Here is a 15,739-nt window from a genome sequence, read left to right as displayed (position 1 = left end):
TGCAGGCGGCTACAACATAAGCCGCCTATAATATAAATCCTTTGCCTTTGCAGAAGGTGCAAGGGAGCATAATGAAGTAGAGATTATTTCAGTAGCAGACTATAAAGTAAATCCTTGTGTAGGGTGTAACACTTGTTTTAAAAGAGAAGACCATAGTTGTTTTCAAAAAGATGATATGACTAAGGTTTATGAGAAATTAGAAAAGACAGACATTATTGTTATAGCTTCACCAGTTTATTTTTATGGGATTAGTGCGAAATTAAAGGCTATAGTAGATCGCTTACATTCACCTAAGCGTAATGCATTTAAGGTGAAAAAATTAGGGCTTTTATTAGTAGCAGCAGATACGCTTCCTACTGTTTTTGATGCGATTAAGGTACAGTATCAATCTGTATTGGATTACTTTAAATTAGAAGATGAGGGAAAAGTCTTAGTAAGAGGCGTTATAGAAAAAGGTGATATAGAGGGAAATGAAGCTTTAGAAGAAGCTTATAATTTTGGGAAAAACATTAGATAAAAAATGAGTGATGGGGTGATAAAATGTATAAATTTTATTATCCCTTTTTGTTTTTTGAATTTACAGAAAATAATTAACTCGTATATCGAAGCTCGATATAGGAGTTAATTATATATTCAGGTGATATTATGGAAGATAGAATAAGAAGGGTATATTATACTGGAAAGTTTGAAAAAGATTGAGAGAAAACGATTTCTAAAATTAAAATAAACAATAAAAAAGACATAATTTTTTATGTCTTTTTGTCGTTTTTAATTAAAAGATAGCGAGGTGCTGCAAACGATTTCAAAGATAGGTTTTGTTTTTTAGTTGTTAGAATGTTAAGATTACAACATCAAATTTTACAAAACAAATATGAATTACAGGAATTAAGACAAGGGGTGATACTTATGATGAAAAACATGAAAGCGGGCGGAATTATATATTGTATGTATAGTATGGAATAAGGTTGTACCGAGGAGTAATAAGGTAAATCCTTTGTAAGGGTTAAAAGTTAAGAGTAAATATTGATATAAAATTTGATAAATAGATGGGAGATTATAATATGGGAAATTTATATAAAGGAAAATTATTTACATCAGAATCAGTAACAGAAGGACATCCAGATAAAATTGCAGATCAAATTTCAGATGCAATTTTAGATGAACTTATTAAACAAGATCCTTATTCAAGGGTTGCAGCAGAAACAACAGTTGCTACAGGACTTGCACTTGTCGTAGGGGAAATTACTACAAAAGCTTATGTAGACATTGCTAAAGTGGCAAGGGAAACAATTAGAGAGATTGGCTATGCAAACAATATAGATGGTTATAATGCAGATTCAATTGCAGTACTTACTTCTATTGATGAACAGTCAGCAGATATTGCACTTGGTGTAGATAAAGCCTTTGAATCAAAACAGGATGGAGCTACAGAAGATTTTGGAACAGGTGCTGGTGACCAAGGTATTATTTTTGGTTATGCAACAGATGAAACACCAGAGTATTTACCACCAGCTATCTCTTTTGCACATAGACTTACAAGACAACTTACTAAAGTAAGAAAGGATGGCACACTTCCTTATCTTAGACCAGATGGTAAATCTCAAGTAACTGTTGAATTTGGAGAAGATGGCCAAACAGTTAAAAGAGTACATACAATTGTTATTTCAACACAACATTCAGAGGATATAAGCCTCGAACAAATTAGAAAAGATATTATTGAATATGTTATTAAACCAGTTATTCCAGCAGAGCTTTTAGATGAAGACACTATCTACTATGTGAATCCAACAGGACGCTTCGTAATTGGGGGACCACAAGGAGATGCAGGACTTACAGGAAGAAAAATTATTGTAGATACATATGGTGGTACAGGACGTCATGGCGGTGGTGCTTTCTCTGGAAAAGATCCAACAAAAGTTGACCGCTCAGCAGCATATGCAGCACGTTGGGTAGCTAAAAACTTAGTTGCAGCAGGACTTGCAAAGAAAGCAGAAGTAGAACTTGCATATGCTATAGGCGTTGCAAAACCAGTTTCTATAGCAGTTGAGACTTTTGGAACAGGTACAATTCCTGAGGCACAAATTGTAGAGATTATTGAGAAGGTATTTGATCTTCGCCCAGCTGCAATCATTGATGCTTTAGATTTAAGAAGACCAATTTATAAACAAACAGCAGCTTATGGACACTTTGGTAGAACAGATATAGACCTTCCTTGGGAACACTTAGACAAGGTTGAAGAAATTAAAAAATTATTTGCATAAAAGAAAGGAAAAGCAGTATGAAAAGGAATGTAAAACTAATAGAATACGTAGAATATTTTCTTCCTCTAGTGCTGCTTTTAACACTCTGGCACTTTGCAACTTCAAGTGAGACTTATAGTGAGGTACTTTTTCCAAAGCTGACAACAATTATTGATACATTTATAAGAAAGACTATAGATTTGAGTTTGCCAAGTGCCTTAGGTACTAGCTTATTAAGAGTGTTAAAAGGCTATTTACTAGCAGCAGTAAGTGGGATTAGTATGGGCATTTTAATTGGACTTTCAAATCGTTTTCAAAAATGTTCAGATTTACTTATTCAGCTTTTAAAACCAATACCTCCTATTGCATGGATTCCACTTGTGATTTTATGGGCAGGAATTGGAGAAGCATCTAAAGTATTTCTTATATTTATAGGAGGATTCTTCCCTGTTTTACTTAATGTCATTGATGGCATTAGATATACAGATAAGAAGCTCTTAGAAGTAGCATCTGTTATGGAGACACCAAGGAAAAAATATATATTTAAATTAATTATTCCTGCTGCATTTCCAAGTATTTTTACAGGGCTAAGGGTAGCTATGGGAAGCTGCTGGACTTGTGTAGTAGCGGCAGAATTAGTTGCATCATCTAGTGGCATTGGCTATATGATTTCAAATGCCAGAAACTTTGGGCAGATGGATGTGGTTATAGTAGGAATGATTTCTATAGGTATCGTAGGAAAGTTAATGGATGTCATACTTAGGGAGATTGGAAAAAGACTTCTAGCATGGAACTTGTAAGGGGGATTGAGATGAGGAAAAGTTATCTTGAAGTTAAAAATCTATCAAAGCAATTTCAAGTAGGTCAGCAAACGTTAGAGGTGTTTAAGAATATTAATTTTAGTATTCAAAAAGGTGAGTTTATTTGTATTGTAGGCGGCAGTGGATGTGGAAAAAGTACATTACTAAGAGCCTTAGCTGGATTAGATGCAGACCATGGCGGTAAAGTCACTATAGATGGTGAAGAAATTCTAAAACCAAGAAAAGATAGAGGGGTAGTCTTCCAAGAAAGTAGACTATTCCCTTGGCTTACCGTTGAAGAGAATGTAAAGTTTGCCTTAGATGAAGGAAAAGAAGAAGATAAAAGAAAAAAGGTACAAGAAGTACTGGAGTTAGTTAATCTTAAAGGTTTTGAAAAACATCTTCCAAAGGCACTTTCAGGAGGGATGGCACAAAGAACAAATATTGCTAGGGCATTAGTAAACAATCCACCAATACTTTTTTAGATGAACCTTTTGGAGCTTTAGATGCATTTACTAAAATGCAATTACAAGAAGAGCTTATTAATATTAAATATAAAGAAGAAACCACCATGATTATGATTACACATGATATAGATGAAGCTATTTATTTAGCAGATAAGATTATTGTTATGGGAAAACAACCAGGTGGTATCAAAGATATTATATGCATAGATTTACCGAGACCAAGAAATCGTAATCATTATTATTTTACAGAGTTAAGAAAGAGAATTTATGAGTACTTCTTTGAATTCAAAGAGATTGTTGAAGAGTACAATATTTAGGATTATTTAAAAATGAAGGGAGTTGATACTATGAAAAATAGAGTTTGGAAAAAAGGGTTAGTTAAAATGATAACTTTAATAACATCTACATTACTTATAGGAGCGGTGATGACAGGATGTGGTAAAGCAGCAACAGCTAGCAATGAAGGCCAAGAAACAAGTCAGGCAGCAACTAGTTTAAATGTAGCGATTCAACCAGCAGTTGGATTTTTACCAGCATATATTTTAAAAGATGAAAACTTATTACAGAATGCTTTAAAAGAAGCAAATTATGGTGATGTAACAGTAAACTTCACAGAATTTGAATCAGGGCCTCCTGAAAATGAAGCTTTTGCATCTGGACTTCAAGATATTGGTGTAATCGGAAATGTACCAGCAGTATCAGCTATTGCTTCAGGACAAGAAAGAAAGCTTATTGGTATTTCCTATAATGGGGAACAGACCTTATCTGTACTAGTAGGAAAAGATTCAGAAATTACAAAGGTAGAAGATTTAGTCGGTAAGAAAATAGGACTTGTAGTGGGTTCATTTGCTCAAAACTTTTTGTACAATGTTTTAAAAGCTAATAATCTTTCTATTAATGATGTAGAACTCATTAATTTATCAACAGGCGAACAAATTCAAGCACTTACTTCTAATCAAGTAGATGCATTAGCTACATGGGAACCAACAATTACAAAGGCACAAGCTCAAGATGTTGGTAAGATTTTAGTAGATGGAACAGGTGTATTTTTAGGAGAAAATCCTATTATTGCAAGAACGCAGTATGTTGAGGCAAATCCAGAGATTACACAAATTTTCTTAGATACATATAAAAAAGCTGTAGATGAGTTAGCTGCTAATACTGAGCAATATGCCGAGAAGTATGCAGATCAATTTGGAATTGATAAAGATCTTTTAATAACAGCTTTATCTCATGCTCGTGAGCCAGTTGTGATTACTAAAGAAGATGCGAAAGATCTTCAAGAAACAGTAGAGTTTCTTAAAGCTTCAGATATTATCACAAAGGATTTAAATATAGAAGATTATATTGATTATAGTTTTTCAGAAAACATTAAAGAATAGGGGGAGAAAAATCATGGGAATAGATGAAAGTAAATATGGAGACTGGAGAAGTGAAGAATTATCTGCTAAGGAAGTTATTAAAAAGTATCCAGATGTACCTAAGTTTGTAGTTTATAAAACAGATATTCAAAGACGTGGTGTTGTATTTTCTAAAGAAGCTATGAAGTTATTTGATCCTAAAGTTCATTCAGCTGCAGCTAGCTGCCTTTTCTCAAATGATCAAGGCTATAAGCAACTGGATTAATGTTCAGAGATGGAACTTCTGTATTATTCCATGATACAGGTGAAAAACGTCAGCATCGTGCCCCTTATTTAGTAGATAATGTGGATAGCAAATTAGTTTTAACAGATCAAGATGAAGTAATTGAAACAGTTGATTTCTGGGAGAGAGCAGATTACTTTGACCATCAGACTTCAACAGGCAAGAATATGCAAATACTTATAGGGAATAGACCTCAACGCTTTGATGTAACAGGAAGTTGGTATTGCCATTTTTGGGATACTCCAGGTGGAGGATGCAAATATTGCCCTATAGGTGCTCAAGGGGGAGAAAAGAAAAAGAAAGGTGAAGTGCTCTTAACTGATCCTAAAGAAATCGTAGAAGTGCTTGCAGAAGGTATTAAACAAAGAGGGCGATTTGCCAATATCTTAATTACAACAGGTTCTATATTATCAGGGAAACAACTTCTTGACGATGAGCTTAATTATCATATTGAACTTCTTAAGGAAATAGGTAAACTCTTTAAAACAGATCGTTTCCCAAGTCAGTTAATTGGAACAGCTTATAACAGAGAGCAGTTAGAACGTTTATACAATGAAACAGGTTTAATGTCATATACAGCAGATATTGAGGTATTAAATGAAACAGCATTTAATAGATTATGCCCAGGCAAAGCTAAGTTCATAGGTTATCAGGAGTGGAAGAAAAGATTAAAGATTGCAGCTGAAATTTTTGGTAGAGGTAGAGTAGATACAGGACTTGTAACAGGAACTGAAATCGGAAATGGTATAGGCTTTAGAACAGAGGATGCAGCCTTTGCAGCTGTAAGTGAAGAAGCAGAAGAGTTAGCAGAAGCTGGTGTATCTGTAGCGGCTACAATTTGGCAGCCTTCAGATATAGCAATTCTTAAGAATGCTAAAAATCCTTCTCTTGAGTATATGATTAGAATCTCACGTGAATTTGAAAGACTAAGATTAAAATATAACTTAGCGGTAGATTTCGATGACTATAGACGTTGCGGTAATCATCCTAACACAGATTTAGCAAGGTTAAGATAGGAGGGAAAAGATTATGGGAGCAATAATAGATGAAAGATTAAAACAAATTATAAATGACAAAAATTCATTAAAAGTCATTGCTAGTCAAAATGTAGATGGTGAGCTTCACGTAGTTTATAAACAATCACTTCATGTGATTGATGAAGATTTGCTAGAGTTTTATGAAATCATAGAGTCTTCTCAAAATAATAAGAACATGGTCAATAGTATTTGGTATGAGGTACCTGTTGCTATTAATATTCTTTCAGAGGATAGAAAGAGTTTTGAAATAAAAGGGGTAGCGCATAAAGCCCATGTAGCAGGAAAATACTTTGAAGAAAAATATGTGCAGCTTACAGACAAAGGTTATTATGATTTATCTACAGTATGGCAGATTAAAGTTATTGAAGTTAATGAAAAAACCTTTAAAGTTAAAGAACAAGAAGCGCTAGAACAACATCCATCTTATAGACATTTAGATCAGCTTCTAAAAGATTAAGGATATAAAAGAAGGATTGTTGAACTTGAATTTATAATATGATATATTGTAAGAAAAAAATATAATTATAAAAATAATAAGAAATAAGAGAGGTGGGTGAGTATGTCACTAAAAGAAATTGCAAAAATAGCAGGCGTCTCACCTGCTACCGTTTCAAGGGTTTTAAATAATCCTGATTATCACTGCACAGATCCTAAAGCTAGAGAAAGAATTTGGAAAGCTGTTAAAGAGCTTGATTATGTACCTAATGAAGCGGCTAGGAATCTCAAAAAAGGTGATAAGAAGGAGCAGCGTAAGACCCATTATATACAAATTCTTATGACTAGAACGGATAGTGGACAAACAGATGTATTCTTTGATGAATTATTACATATTATAGAATCAGAGATTCATAAAAACTTTTGTATTTTGACCCATGTATGGTATGATTCATTATTTTCTAGTGATAGAAAATGTAAACAGGAAAATGTGGAGTTAGTTGTAAGGAAACTTTTTGAAGAAGTAGAGGATAAGACCAGTGGATTAATCATTGTAGGGAAGTTAAGTTACTTGGCAATTCCAGCAATCAAGAAATACTTCCATAATATTGTTTCAGTAAGCAGAAATAGTTCAGCGCTTGAACTAGATGAAGTGACCTGTGATGGTAGAAAAATTGCCATCCAGGCTATAGAACATTTAATTTCTCTTGGGCATCAAGATATAGGATATGTAGGGGAATGTAATAAAGAATCTAGATATCAAGGATACTTAGAAACATTAGAAAAAAATAACATTGATCAAGTGGCAGAATACATTTGTAATGTAAAGCCAACAGAGGCCAATGGCTTTCAAGTAGTAGAACAAATTATGCAGTTAGAATATCCACCTAGTGCTATTTATTGTGCCAATGATATATTAGCAGTAGGGATGCTTAAGGCACTTTCTAAAACAAGAAAGAGATTCTTTGATTTATCCATTATCTCTAGTGACAATATTGAACTTGCAGAAAGAACTAGCCCATCTCTTACAACTATAGCACTACCCAAAGAAGAAATGGGCAGATTTGCAGTGATGTTCTTATTAGATAGAATAGAAGGCAAACATAAATTAGAAATGCATTTAGAATTAAAATCAAGATTGATTATAAGAGAAAGTTGTAAGCGCTTTGGAAATAATGAATGGAGTGATTATGTCATATAGCACACACTAATAAAATTTGGTGGGTGCTATTTTTATGCTTTGATATGTATAATTGCAATAATATTAGCCCTACAATATAATATTATTTAAAGATTAAACCACAATAGGAGAAGAGATAATGAACGAAGAATATGATGTAATTATGATTCCAGTATCAGATGGTACAGAAAGAGAATTTGCTATCGTTGATACTTTTGAAGTAAGACGTAAAACATATATGGCTGTATCTTTAGTTGAAGATGATGAAATTAAAGACGGTGTATATATCTACCGTTACTTTAATGCTGAAGATGGTGATGTAATCATAGAAGAAATTGATGACCCAGAAGAATATGATAAAGCTGTAAAAGCATATGAAAAGAAATAATGAGAGAAGCTGTCCTAACCTGTAGGATAGCTTCTTTTATTTTGGAGCTTAAAACTTTTATGAGAAGACTTGTCTTTAATAGTGAATCATGTCTATTATTTGTTACCAATCCCAGAAGCTAAAGAGGTATTGCAAGAAAGTTGTGAAATTATAACGGGAAAATAGTTCAATAAGTTTAAAAGGCAATCCAAATCTATGGATTGACTTTTTTATATTCTGAGAACTCTTGACAAGTAAGCGGTCGCTTACTAAACTATAGGTAAGCAATTGCTCACTTTTGTTTAGGATAAAAATTGAAGTTTATTGAAAAGGGATGAGTAAGATGGAACAAAGTATAATTACCAAAGGCAGTGTGAAAGCAAATAAAAATATGAGAAGTGCTCAAAAAGCAGCCAGGAAGTATTATAAGGATAAAATATTTTTCTAAAGAAAATATTGCTAAAAAGAATCATGAAACAAAAGCAGTCATTAGAAAAGCTATAGATATTCATTTAATAAACTCAAAAGATTTAACAACCTATAGTAATTTATCCAATGAAGAAATAAATCAAAGTCTTACAAGGGAAAAGTTAATTGAATTATGTGAGTCACTTAGACTTACAGGAAGAAGTGGTAATGGCTTTTTAGTAGCTGATAAACTAAAAGCTTATAAAAGTCAAAAAGGGATTTTATTAATTAATGGGGTAGAATGTGATCCTGGGCTTATTCATGATGCATGGCTTTATAGAAATCAGTTAGCTAAGGTGCAACAAGGGGCAGATATCCTTCAAAAGGCATTAGGGTTTGAAAAAGTGATATTAGCCACTAAGGAGCCCATAAGAGAAGGGAAATTTAAATATAGTCAGATAAAAATCAGAGACCAATTCCCTATGGGTTATGAAAATTACTTGATTAAAACTGTGCTTGGAAGGAAAGTGCCACAAGGCAAAAGGGCTACTGATATGGGGATTTTGGTCATGAATCTTCAAACGGTATTAGCTATAGTTGAAGCAGTAAATAATAGGGCTAGTGCTTATACAAAATGGATTACTATAGCAGATATGAGAAGTGCAAAGGCCTATGCAGTCAAGGTTGAACTTGGAAAAGATATTATGGAAATCATAAAGCAAGTATTTAGGACTCAGGTTTTTAGTAAAGGGGAAGTTTTTGCTGGGGAAGGGGCATTAAACTGTCATGAACTGGAAAAAGATGAAGTGATTACAGACACCACTTCCTTTGTGGCCATAGGTAGTATGCCAAATTATTCAAAAGCTAAAAAATGTGTAAAATGTGGGAAGTGTTCTAGAAAATGTTCTGCTGGGGTAGAAGTATTAAACATTATTCAGCACGTTCAAAAATATGGCAAAGTAAATAGGCAGGCCTGTCAATCATATCATCCTGAAAAATGCATTGGTTGTGGTGCATGTACTTATGGCTGTGGGGCAGGAAAAGATGTAAGGGGGATTGTTGGATGGGCAAAAGGCGAAAATATTTAAATGTGATGATTATTATATTATTTTTGTTGTCATTTTATTTTGTAGAGTATGGCGTTGCAGGAAGTAATATTGTAGCTGGTTATAATCATGGTTATGGAACCTTTGATATGAAACATTATGATCCATCAAAGGTAGCTTGTGTATTATCTGAAATGAGTCCTAAAGGTATTATGACTTACAGATGGTATTATGTGTTTGATTTTATTTTTATTGGATGTTTACTAGCCATTCAGTGTATGTGCTTCATGGGATTATTTTCGTGGTGGAATTCTACCAGAGGTAAAATAATGGTGTGCAGTATCCCTGTATTACGTGGGCTTTTTGATATGATAGAGAATATTATATTACTAAATACCTTATTTACATTTCCGAAGGTTAATGATACGGTTATAAGAATTTCAATGAGATGTACCTATGCAAAACTTTGGCTGGTTAAGCTGTGGCTGGTTGAATTGATTATTAGTATAGTCCTTTGTATAATAATAAAAAAACGAAAAGTAAAAGAGGATTAAAGATACATGACAACTAAAGAAATGATTATTTATGAGTCATTAAAGTTATTTTCTGAGAATGGCTTTGATGCAGTATCAACCAGGACTATAGCTAGAGCTATTAATTGTTCGGATTCTGTAATTTATAAACATTTTAAAAGTAAGCAGGAAATACTTGATCAAATTATTGAAGAATGTAGCAGTCGCTATTTAGAAAAGCGTAATAGTATCAAACTGGAAAGTTTATGTTGGAAAGACGTTGAGGCCATTTGTATGGATATGTTCCGCTTTCAAACAACAGATAAGTGGATTACACTATTTCGTAAATTACTTATTGTGGAACAATATAAAAATTCTAAGATTGCAGATTTGTATAAAGAGTTATTCATTGACTCCCCAGTACAAAGTATGTCAAAAATGTTTGAAGCATTAATTCAAATGGGATATATGAAAGCAGGAAATCCAGAGGTTTATGCTATAGAATTATATGGGCCATTTTTTATGTATCATATGACAAATGATATTAACGAGGAGACATTAAAGCATTTAGAAGAACATGTGACAAACTTTAGAAAAAATGTGATAACAGAGGCATGTTATTTGGAGTAGTAACAATATATGAAAATAAGTAAATTATAAGGAACTGGTATACAAAAGAGATGACCAGTTCTTTTTTATGAAAATATTTATAGAGAAGTGGATTTACAAATGACGTAGCATATAAAAGTTGTTATAATTAGTTGAATATAAAGAAAATTGTTGAGAGGGGATTATTTATGAAAAAGAATTAGGATTTGGAAGATGTGGACTTGCCTGTGCTTTATGTGGTCAAAATGTAAATTGCACAGGGTGTGATTCAGGAAGCTACTCTGGAAGCAGTTGGTGTGAAAATAGACGTTGTTCTATGGAGAAAGGTATTAAGGGCTGTTATGAGTGTGATGAAGTATGTGAAAAAGGGCTTCTTGGGAAGATTAAGCCTCATACATTTTCAGCTTTTATTAAAAAGTATGGGGTAGAAAAATTACTTGCTTGTCTTGAAGAAAATGAGAAGAAGGGCGTTGTATATCATAGAGAAGGTATAACCGGTGATTATGATGATTTTGACAATGAAGAAGCACTTATAAAATTTATACTAGGTGAAAATAAATAAGATACTGTATAGGTTTTTGATGTAAGGGTTAAGCTGATAAATACTAATAAAATTGAAATAAAGATATAACTATTCTTAAATTAAAAAATGGAAATTATAAGATGAAGTCAGGATTTCATTTTCTATGTTTTCAATCTGATTTTCTCATAGAAGAAGCAGATGAGTGGCGGAAGGAAGGCAGGCAGATGATTAAGCAGCGTAGTGAATGTACCTTTTTATTTCTAACGAAACGCATTGATCGTTTTATGCAGTGTATCCCTGAAGATTGGGAGATGGCTATGAGAATGTAGTTGTAAGTTGTACTATAGAAAATAAAAAAATTTAGACTATAAGCTAGGCATTTTTAAAGATTTACCTATTAAGCATAAAGGGATTACCGCGCAGCCTTTAATTGAGAAAATTGATATTAAGCAGTATTTAAAAGGCATGGAATTTGTAGTTGTAGGTGAGGAGTCAGATGAAAATTTTATTAAAGATGGAAAAAACTATGAACTAAAGGTAAAAGATTTATGTAGTCAGGCAAGACGTGCTAATATTAGAAGTTTATATACGAGAAGAAATCGAAACATTACCAAATGCACTTCGATAGTTTTTTGGAGTACAAGTATAGCAATTGTTATAGCATCTATTTTAGGGGCCATGTTATATGAAAAAGTAAAACAAGGAAGACATGTAGCTAATAGAATAGCATGTTAAATAGTAAGGAGTATAAATCTAGATAGGTTTATGCTCCTTTAATATATTCAATGACAAATAGAGATGTAATTGTTATAATATTTGAAAATAATAAAAAGATTTTATAAGAGGAATAAAATGGATATTAAAAAGATGAAGTTGTTAACTATTTTGGGGTTTATTGGGGGTTTATTAGCTTTTTATCACAGATGGGGTATGTCATAGCTTATAGTGTTTCTGGTGTATTAGCTGATTTTATTGGCAAAAGGACTGCTGCAGGCGTTGGTAGGGGAGCAGCTTGGGTTATAGGTGTTTCAGGGATATGTTTAGTTATTATTTCCGCACTTACTATAACAAATAAAGATATTCGAGAGTTAGAAAAATAGTAAGTAGGGATCAATGAAGATGGGAGATATAATTTGAGGATTTCTTATAAAGATGGTATAAAATATAGTTGAATGATAAAATTTAAAATATTAAAATAAATTGTAGAATAAATAGGGGGGATACTATGGTAGGGGTAGAAAAGTTTACTTGTATGCAAGAAGATAAGACAATTGAAGGTGTATTATGTTTTCCAGAGGAATTTGATGAAGGCAAAAAATATGGTGTAGTCATTGTAAGTCATGGTTTTGTTTCAAATTTTATAGAAGCCATACCTTATTGTGAGTATTTAGCAGAGCTTGGTTATCTTACAGTTTGCTTTAATTTCCATGAAGGTGTTAAGATGAACATTACTTCAGAAATCAATGAATTAATGGCTGTTAAATCGTATATACAATCATTAGTATATGTGGATGTAAAAAATATTGCATTAATGGGATTTAGTCAAGGTGGATTGGTTGCAGGTTTAACAGCGGCTAAGTGTAAAGATGAGATTGCAAAGCTGATTATGGTATATCCAGCTTTATGTATTCCAGATCATGCAAGAAGAGGCAAGTTAGGTGGCGGAAAATATGATGTGAATGATGTGCCAGAAGTCATTGATTGTGGCAAAACAGTAGTTGGCAGAGGATTTCATGAAGATGTAGTGAATAGAGATGTTTATTTAGAAATAACAGCATATAAAGGACCTGTATTAATCTTACATGGTACAGCAGACAATATAGTGGAATATACCTATTCTATTCATGCACAAAAGATGTATGAAGAAGGTCAATGCCATTTACAGGTTATTGAAAATGCAGGACATGGATTTAATAAAGAGGAAAGAAAAAGTGTATGTGAATCCATTAAGGCATTTTTAGAAGAGAAAAAAGAAATCCTTACAATCAATATCTTCGTTACAGATTGTGAAGGAGAAAATGTAGAAGAAAAATTCATTAATAAAGTTTATTTTACAGGTTATTGTAACAACGACTTATTTAAAGGGACAGTTGTTCAAGGCGGTTGTGATACACAAGAATATCAAGATGATCAGTTAATTAGTATGAATGCTGAATATACATTAGTTGGTTTAGATAGTGAAAATAAAAAGAGCTATATCCATATTATTAATAAAAGAGTAGGAGATGAATGGAAACCAATATTGCATACGAATAGTTATGCGCTTAAATGGATGAATGACACAGACTTTACAGCAGTATTAGAGCATTCACCTTGTGGCCCTAAAGTTAGAATCTTTGCCAACTAGGATAGGATCAGTTTGGATCAGTTTGGTGGCTAAAATCAAAGGATAGGAGACAAAAAATGGACTTAATATATAGGGTAGGATGTTTAAGTGACTTAGATGAAATAGAATTATTAGTTGATGATGCAATTGAAGAAATGAAGAAACACGGCATCAATCAATGGGATGACTTATATCCCATACGTGAAGAATTTGAGGATGATATTAAAAAAGGACAGCTATTTGTAGGATTAATAGAAGGAAAAATATCTGTTATTTATACTTTAAATAATGAAGCAGATGCAGCTTATGAAGATGGAAAGTGGCAAGAGCCACAAAAGAGTTATAACGTTATCCATAGATTATGTGTAAATCCTAAATTTCAAAATCAGAAAGTGGCGAAAAGGACTATGACACACATAGAAGAAAGTATAAGCGCAGAGGGAGTACAAGCTATTAGATTAGATATATATTCTTTAAATCCTTATGCACTTAAATTATATACAAGTTGTGGTTATACAAAAGTAGGAGAAGTTAAGTGGCGAAAAGGACTTTTTTATTTAATGGAAAAGTATATGTAGTGAAAACTGTAAGTCTTAGTTTATAAGACTTACAGTTTTTTGTTGACTATAATTAATTTAAAATAGTGGTTTAAAAAGATATAATATATTTGAGACAAAATTTAGATGGAGATGGATGAAAGATGGAAAATGAGATGGCGAAAAAACAGCAAAGTAAAGCTATAGATATGCTAAATGGCAGCATATTTGATAAGCTCTTATTATTTGCCTTGCCACTAGCGGCAAGTAGTATTTTGCAACAACTATTTAATGCAGTAGATATAGCAGTAGTAGGAAGATTTGCAAGTAGTAAGGCTCAGGCAGCAATAGGGTGTGACGTGCCCGTTATTAATTTATTACTAAATATTTTTATAGGTATTTCAGTGGGAGCAAATGTAGTTATTGCTAAGTATATTGGACAAAACATAAAGACTGAGATTAAAAAGACAGTACATACAGCTATTATTGTGGCACTAATAAGTGGTGTGTTTCTATTGGGATTTGGGCAATTTATTGCAAGACCTGTTTTGATATGGATGCAGACACCTTCAGATGTTATGGAAGACGCAACTCTTTATTTACGTATTTATTTTTTAGGAATGCCATTTATATTACTTTATAACTTTGGTGCAGCAATCCTGAGAAGTATTGGAGATACTAAAAGGCCTTTTATTGTTTAATGGTAGCAGGTATAGTGAATGCTGGATTGAATATGTTTTTAGTTATTGTATTTCATATGGGAGTAGCCGGTGTAGCTATTGCTACTGTAATATCTAATGTTATTAGTTCAAGTTTAGTATTTTATTTTTTAATGCATGAAAAAAGTAGTATAAGGGTAAGCTTAAATGAGCTTAAAGTATATAAGCATGAGTTAAAGCAAATATTAAAAATAGGTTTACCAGCAGGACTACAAACATCTGTATTTTCTATAGCTAATATATTTATTCAAACTGCTTTAAATGGCTATGGATCAGATGCAGTGGCAGGATCAGCAGTTGTTTTGAACTATGAATTTGTCTTATACTTTATTGTATCTGCCTTTGGACAAGCTACAGTAACTTTTACAAGTCAAAATTATGGTGCAGGGCAATATGAAAGATGTAAAAAGGTATTTCGTATGGCTTTACCAACATGTATGGTAATTATTTTATGTGTGAGTTGGTGCTTTATATTAGGAAGATATTTCTTTATCAGCTTATTTACTTCGCAGCCAAAGGTTGTGGAGTATGCAGCTATACGTATGATACATATTATGGCTTTATATATTTTAATTCCAACTTATGAAATAGGAGGAGGTGCCCTTAGAGGAATAGGATATTCTATGACACCAGCCCTTATTACTATATTTGGAACATGTGTATTAAGGCTTGTATGGATTTATACAGTGTGTAAGGTTTATACAAGTTTTGAAACATTGCTTAATGTTTATCCAATTTCATGGGGTGTAACAGGGGCAATCATATTAATTACTTATTTTGTTATACGAAGAAAAGTATTTTCAAAAGCTTAATCAAATAAAGGACAGTATTATGAAATGATTTAGTATTTCATGATACTGTCTTTTTATATATTTATATATAAAACTTTA

Annotated in this window: 21 protein-coding genes and 1 pseudogene; all 22 read left to right on the top strand. The window is 32.6% G+C overall.

What is annotated here, in order from left to right; translation table 11 throughout:
- Positions 1–55: 55 nt before the first annotated feature.
- Positions 56–517, top strand: a pseudogene (locus JCM14822_RS10375) (flavodoxin family protein); the annotation flags it as partial.
- 544 nt (positions 518–1,061) lie between these two features.
- Positions 1,062–2,261 carry a methionine adenosyltransferase gene (gene metK / locus JCM14822_RS10370; protein WP_054742147.1) on the top strand — a complete coding sequence of 400 codons (1,200 nt, stop codon included), beginning with the start codon at positions 1,062–1,064 and terminating at the stop codon, positions 2,259–2,261.
- A 17-nt stretch (positions 2,262–2,278) separates the two neighbouring features.
- On the top strand, positions 2,279–3,040 hold the full coding sequence (locus tag JCM14822_RS10365; protein WP_054742146.1) for an ABC transporter permease: 762 nt from the start codon (positions 2,279–2,281) through the stop codon (positions 3,038–3,040).
- An 11-nt stretch (positions 3,041–3,051) separates the two neighbouring features.
- The gene (locus JCM14822_RS23125; RefSeq protein ID WP_306307332.1) at positions 3,052–3,525 is read left to right on the top strand and encodes an ABC transporter ATP-binding protein; all 474 of its coding nucleotides are present in this window, start codon (positions 3,052–3,054) and stop codon (positions 3,523–3,525) included.
- Between the two features lie 35 nt (positions 3,526–3,560).
- A complete protein-coding gene (locus JCM14822_RS23120) occupies positions 3,561–3,824 on the top strand; it encodes a hypothetical protein (protein WP_306307331.1) in 264 nt (87 codons plus the stop codon).
- Between the two features lie 30 nt (positions 3,825–3,854).
- Positions 3,855–4,889: an aliphatic sulfonate ABC transporter substrate-binding protein gene (locus JCM14822_RS10355; protein WP_054742144.1), complete on the top strand. Its 1,035-nt coding sequence runs from the start codon at positions 3,855–3,857 to the stop codon at positions 4,887–4,889.
- Between the two features lie 13 nt (positions 4,890–4,902).
- Positions 4,903–5,133, top strand: a complete 231-nt coding sequence (locus JCM14822_RS10350) for a hypothetical protein (RefSeq protein ID WP_054742143.1) — start codon at positions 4,903–4,905, stop codon at positions 5,131–5,133.
- On the top strand, positions 5,133–6,167 hold the full coding sequence (locus JCM14822_RS10345) for a radical SAM protein (RefSeq protein ID WP_054742142.1): 1,035 nt from the start codon (positions 5,133–5,135) through the stop codon (positions 6,165–6,167). The genes JCM14822_RS10350 and JCM14822_RS10345 overlap by 1 nt, the downstream gene beginning before the upstream one ends.
- 13 nt (positions 6,168–6,180) lie before the next feature.
- Positions 6,181–6,645: a hypothetical protein gene (locus tag JCM14822_RS10340; protein WP_054742141.1), complete on the top strand. Its 465-nt coding sequence runs from the start codon at positions 6,181–6,183 to the stop codon at positions 6,643–6,645.
- Between the two features lie 102 nt (positions 6,646–6,747).
- Complete coding sequence (locus JCM14822_RS10335) at positions 6,748–7,824, top strand: LacI family DNA-binding transcriptional regulator (protein ID WP_054742139.1); 1,077 nt, start codon at positions 6,748–6,750, stop codon at positions 7,822–7,824.
- A 118-nt stretch (positions 7,825–7,942) separates the two neighbouring features.
- The gene (locus tag JCM14822_RS10330) at positions 7,943–8,191 is read left to right on the top strand and encodes a DUF1292 domain-containing protein (RefSeq protein WP_054742137.1); all 249 of its coding nucleotides are present in this window, start codon (positions 7,943–7,945) and stop codon (positions 8,189–8,191) included.
- Positions 8,192–8,568: 377 nt separating this feature from the next.
- A complete protein-coding gene (locus JCM14822_RS10325; protein WP_054742135.1) occupies positions 8,569–9,666 on the top strand; it encodes a 4Fe-4S dicluster domain-containing protein in 1,098 nt (365 codons plus the stop codon).
- The gene (locus tag JCM14822_RS10320) at positions 9,642–10,178 is read left to right on the top strand and encodes a hypothetical protein (protein ID WP_054742133.1); all 537 of its coding nucleotides are present in this window, start codon (positions 9,642–9,644) and stop codon (positions 10,176–10,178) included. The genes JCM14822_RS10325 and JCM14822_RS10320 overlap by 25 nt, the downstream gene beginning before the upstream one ends.
- Before the next feature lie 6 nt (positions 10,179–10,184).
- Positions 10,185–10,766, top strand: coding sequence for a TetR/AcrR family transcriptional regulator (locus JCM14822_RS10315; RefSeq protein WP_054742132.1), 582 nt, complete (start codon positions 10,185–10,187; stop codon positions 10,764–10,766).
- 163 nt (positions 10,767–10,929) lie between these two features.
- Entirely contained in the window at positions 10,930–11,307 is a 378-nt protein-coding gene (locus JCM14822_RS10310; RefSeq protein ID WP_054742131.1) for a hypothetical protein, read from the top strand.
- Between the two features lie 101 nt (positions 11,308–11,408).
- Positions 11,409–11,597: a hypothetical protein gene (locus JCM14822_RS23875; protein ID WP_054742129.1), complete on the top strand. Its 189-nt coding sequence runs from the start codon at positions 11,409–11,411 to the stop codon at positions 11,595–11,597.
- Between the two features lie 136 nt (positions 11,598–11,733).
- Complete coding sequence (locus JCM14822_RS23870; RefSeq protein ID WP_054742123.1) at positions 11,734–12,003, top strand: hypothetical protein; 270 nt, start codon at positions 11,734–11,736, stop codon at positions 12,001–12,003.
- A 188-nt stretch (positions 12,004–12,191) separates the two neighbouring features.
- On the top strand, positions 12,192–12,368 hold the full coding sequence (locus JCM14822_RS20280) for a hypothetical protein (protein ID WP_157047719.1): 177 nt from the start codon (positions 12,192–12,194) through the stop codon (positions 12,366–12,368).
- 125 nt (positions 12,369–12,493) lie between these two features.
- Positions 12,494–13,615: an alpha/beta hydrolase family protein gene (locus tag JCM14822_RS10295; protein ID WP_054742121.1), complete on the top strand. Its 1,122-nt coding sequence runs from the start codon at positions 12,494–12,496 to the stop codon at positions 13,613–13,615.
- Positions 13,616–13,671: 56 nt separating this feature from the next.
- Complete coding sequence (locus JCM14822_RS10290; protein ID WP_054742118.1) at positions 13,672–14,172, top strand: GNAT family N-acetyltransferase; 501 nt, start codon at positions 13,672–13,674, stop codon at positions 14,170–14,172.
- 122 nt (positions 14,173–14,294) lie between these two features.
- Positions 14,295–14,831 (top strand): MATE family efflux transporter, encoded by a 537-nt coding sequence (locus JCM14822_RS21860; RefSeq protein ID WP_242861474.1) that lies wholly within the window; start codon positions 14,295–14,297, stop codon positions 14,829–14,831.
- A gap of 14 nt (positions 14,832–14,845) precedes the next feature.
- On the top strand, positions 14,846–15,661 hold the full coding sequence (locus JCM14822_RS21855) for an MATE family efflux transporter (RefSeq protein ID WP_242861473.1): 816 nt from the start codon (positions 14,846–14,848) through the stop codon (positions 15,659–15,661).
- Positions 15,662–15,739 lie beyond the last annotated feature (78 nt).

This window comes from Cellulosilyticum ruminicola JCM 14822 (assembly GCF_001311925.1).
GTDB classification, from domain to species: domain Bacteria; phylum Bacillota; class Clostridia; order Lachnospirales; family Cellulosilyticaceae; genus Cellulosilyticum; species Cellulosilyticum ruminicola.
Note: the sequence above shows the minus strand (reverse complement) of the source record. Positions and strands in the feature narration are given on the sequence as shown.

What these genes read in the sequence shown, in the direction of transcription:
- JCM14822_RS10290 (WP_054742118.1), top strand. Translation starts at nt 13,672, where the DNA reads ATGGACTTAATATATAGGGTAGGATGTTTAAGTGACTTAGATGAAATA.
- JCM14822_RS10345 (WP_054742142.1), top strand. Translation starts at nt 5,133, where the DNA reads ATGTTCAGAGATGGAACTTCTGTATTATTCCATGATACAGGTGAAAAA.
- JCM14822_RS23870 (WP_054742123.1), top strand. Translation starts at nt 11,734, where the DNA reads ATGGAATTTGTAGTTGTAGGTGAGGAGTCAGATGAAAATTTTATTAAA.
- JCM14822_RS10365 (WP_054742146.1), top strand. Translation starts at nt 2,279, where the DNA reads ATGAAAAGGAATGTAAAACTAATAGAATACGTAGAATATTTTCTTCCT.
- JCM14822_RS21860 (WP_242861474.1), top strand. Translation starts at nt 14,295, where the DNA reads ATGGAAAATGAGATGGCGAAAAAACAGCAAAGTAAAGCTATAGATATG.
- JCM14822_RS20280 (WP_157047719.1), top strand. Translation starts at nt 12,192, where the DNA reads ATGGGGTATGTCATAGCTTATAGTGTTTCTGGTGTATTAGCTGATTTT.
- JCM14822_RS23875 (WP_054742129.1), top strand. Translation starts at nt 11,409, where the DNA reads ATGAAGTCAGGATTTCATTTTCTATGTTTTCAATCTGATTTTCTCATA.
- JCM14822_RS10350 (WP_054742143.1), top strand. Translation starts at nt 4,903, where the DNA reads ATGGGAATAGATGAAAGTAAATATGGAGACTGGAGAAGTGAAGAATTA.
- JCM14822_RS10335 (WP_054742139.1), top strand. Translation starts at nt 6,748, where the DNA reads ATGTCACTAAAAGAAATTGCAAAAATAGCAGGCGTCTCACCTGCTACC.
- JCM14822_RS10320 (WP_054742133.1), top strand. Translation starts at nt 9,642, where the DNA reads ATGGGCAAAAGGCGAAAATATTTAAATGTGATGATTATTATATTATTT.
- JCM14822_RS10355 (WP_054742144.1), top strand. Translation starts at nt 3,855, where the DNA reads ATGAAAAATAGAGTTTGGAAAAAAGGGTTAGTTAAAATGATAACTTTA.
- JCM14822_RS23125 (WP_306307332.1), top strand. Translation starts at nt 3,052, where the DNA reads ATGAGGAAAAGTTATCTTGAAGTTAAAAATCTATCAAAGCAATTTCAA.
- JCM14822_RS23120 (WP_306307331.1), top strand. Translation starts at nt 3,561, where the DNA reads ATGCAATTACAAGAAGAGCTTATTAATATTAAATATAAAGAAGAAACC.
- JCM14822_RS10330 (WP_054742137.1), top strand. Translation starts at nt 7,943, where the DNA reads ATGAACGAAGAATATGATGTAATTATGATTCCAGTATCAGATGGTACA.
- JCM14822_RS10295 (WP_054742121.1), top strand. Translation starts at nt 12,494, where the DNA reads ATGGTAGGGGTAGAAAAGTTTACTTGTATGCAAGAAGATAAGACAATT.
- JCM14822_RS10315 (WP_054742132.1), top strand. Translation starts at nt 10,185, where the DNA reads ATGACAACTAAAGAAATGATTATTTATGAGTCATTAAAGTTATTTTCT.
- metK (WP_054742147.1), top strand. Translation starts at nt 1,062, where the DNA reads ATGGGAAATTTATATAAAGGAAAATTATTTACATCAGAATCAGTAACA.
- JCM14822_RS10340 (WP_054742141.1), top strand. Translation starts at nt 6,181, where the DNA reads ATGGGAGCAATAATAGATGAAAGATTAAAACAAATTATAAATGACAAA.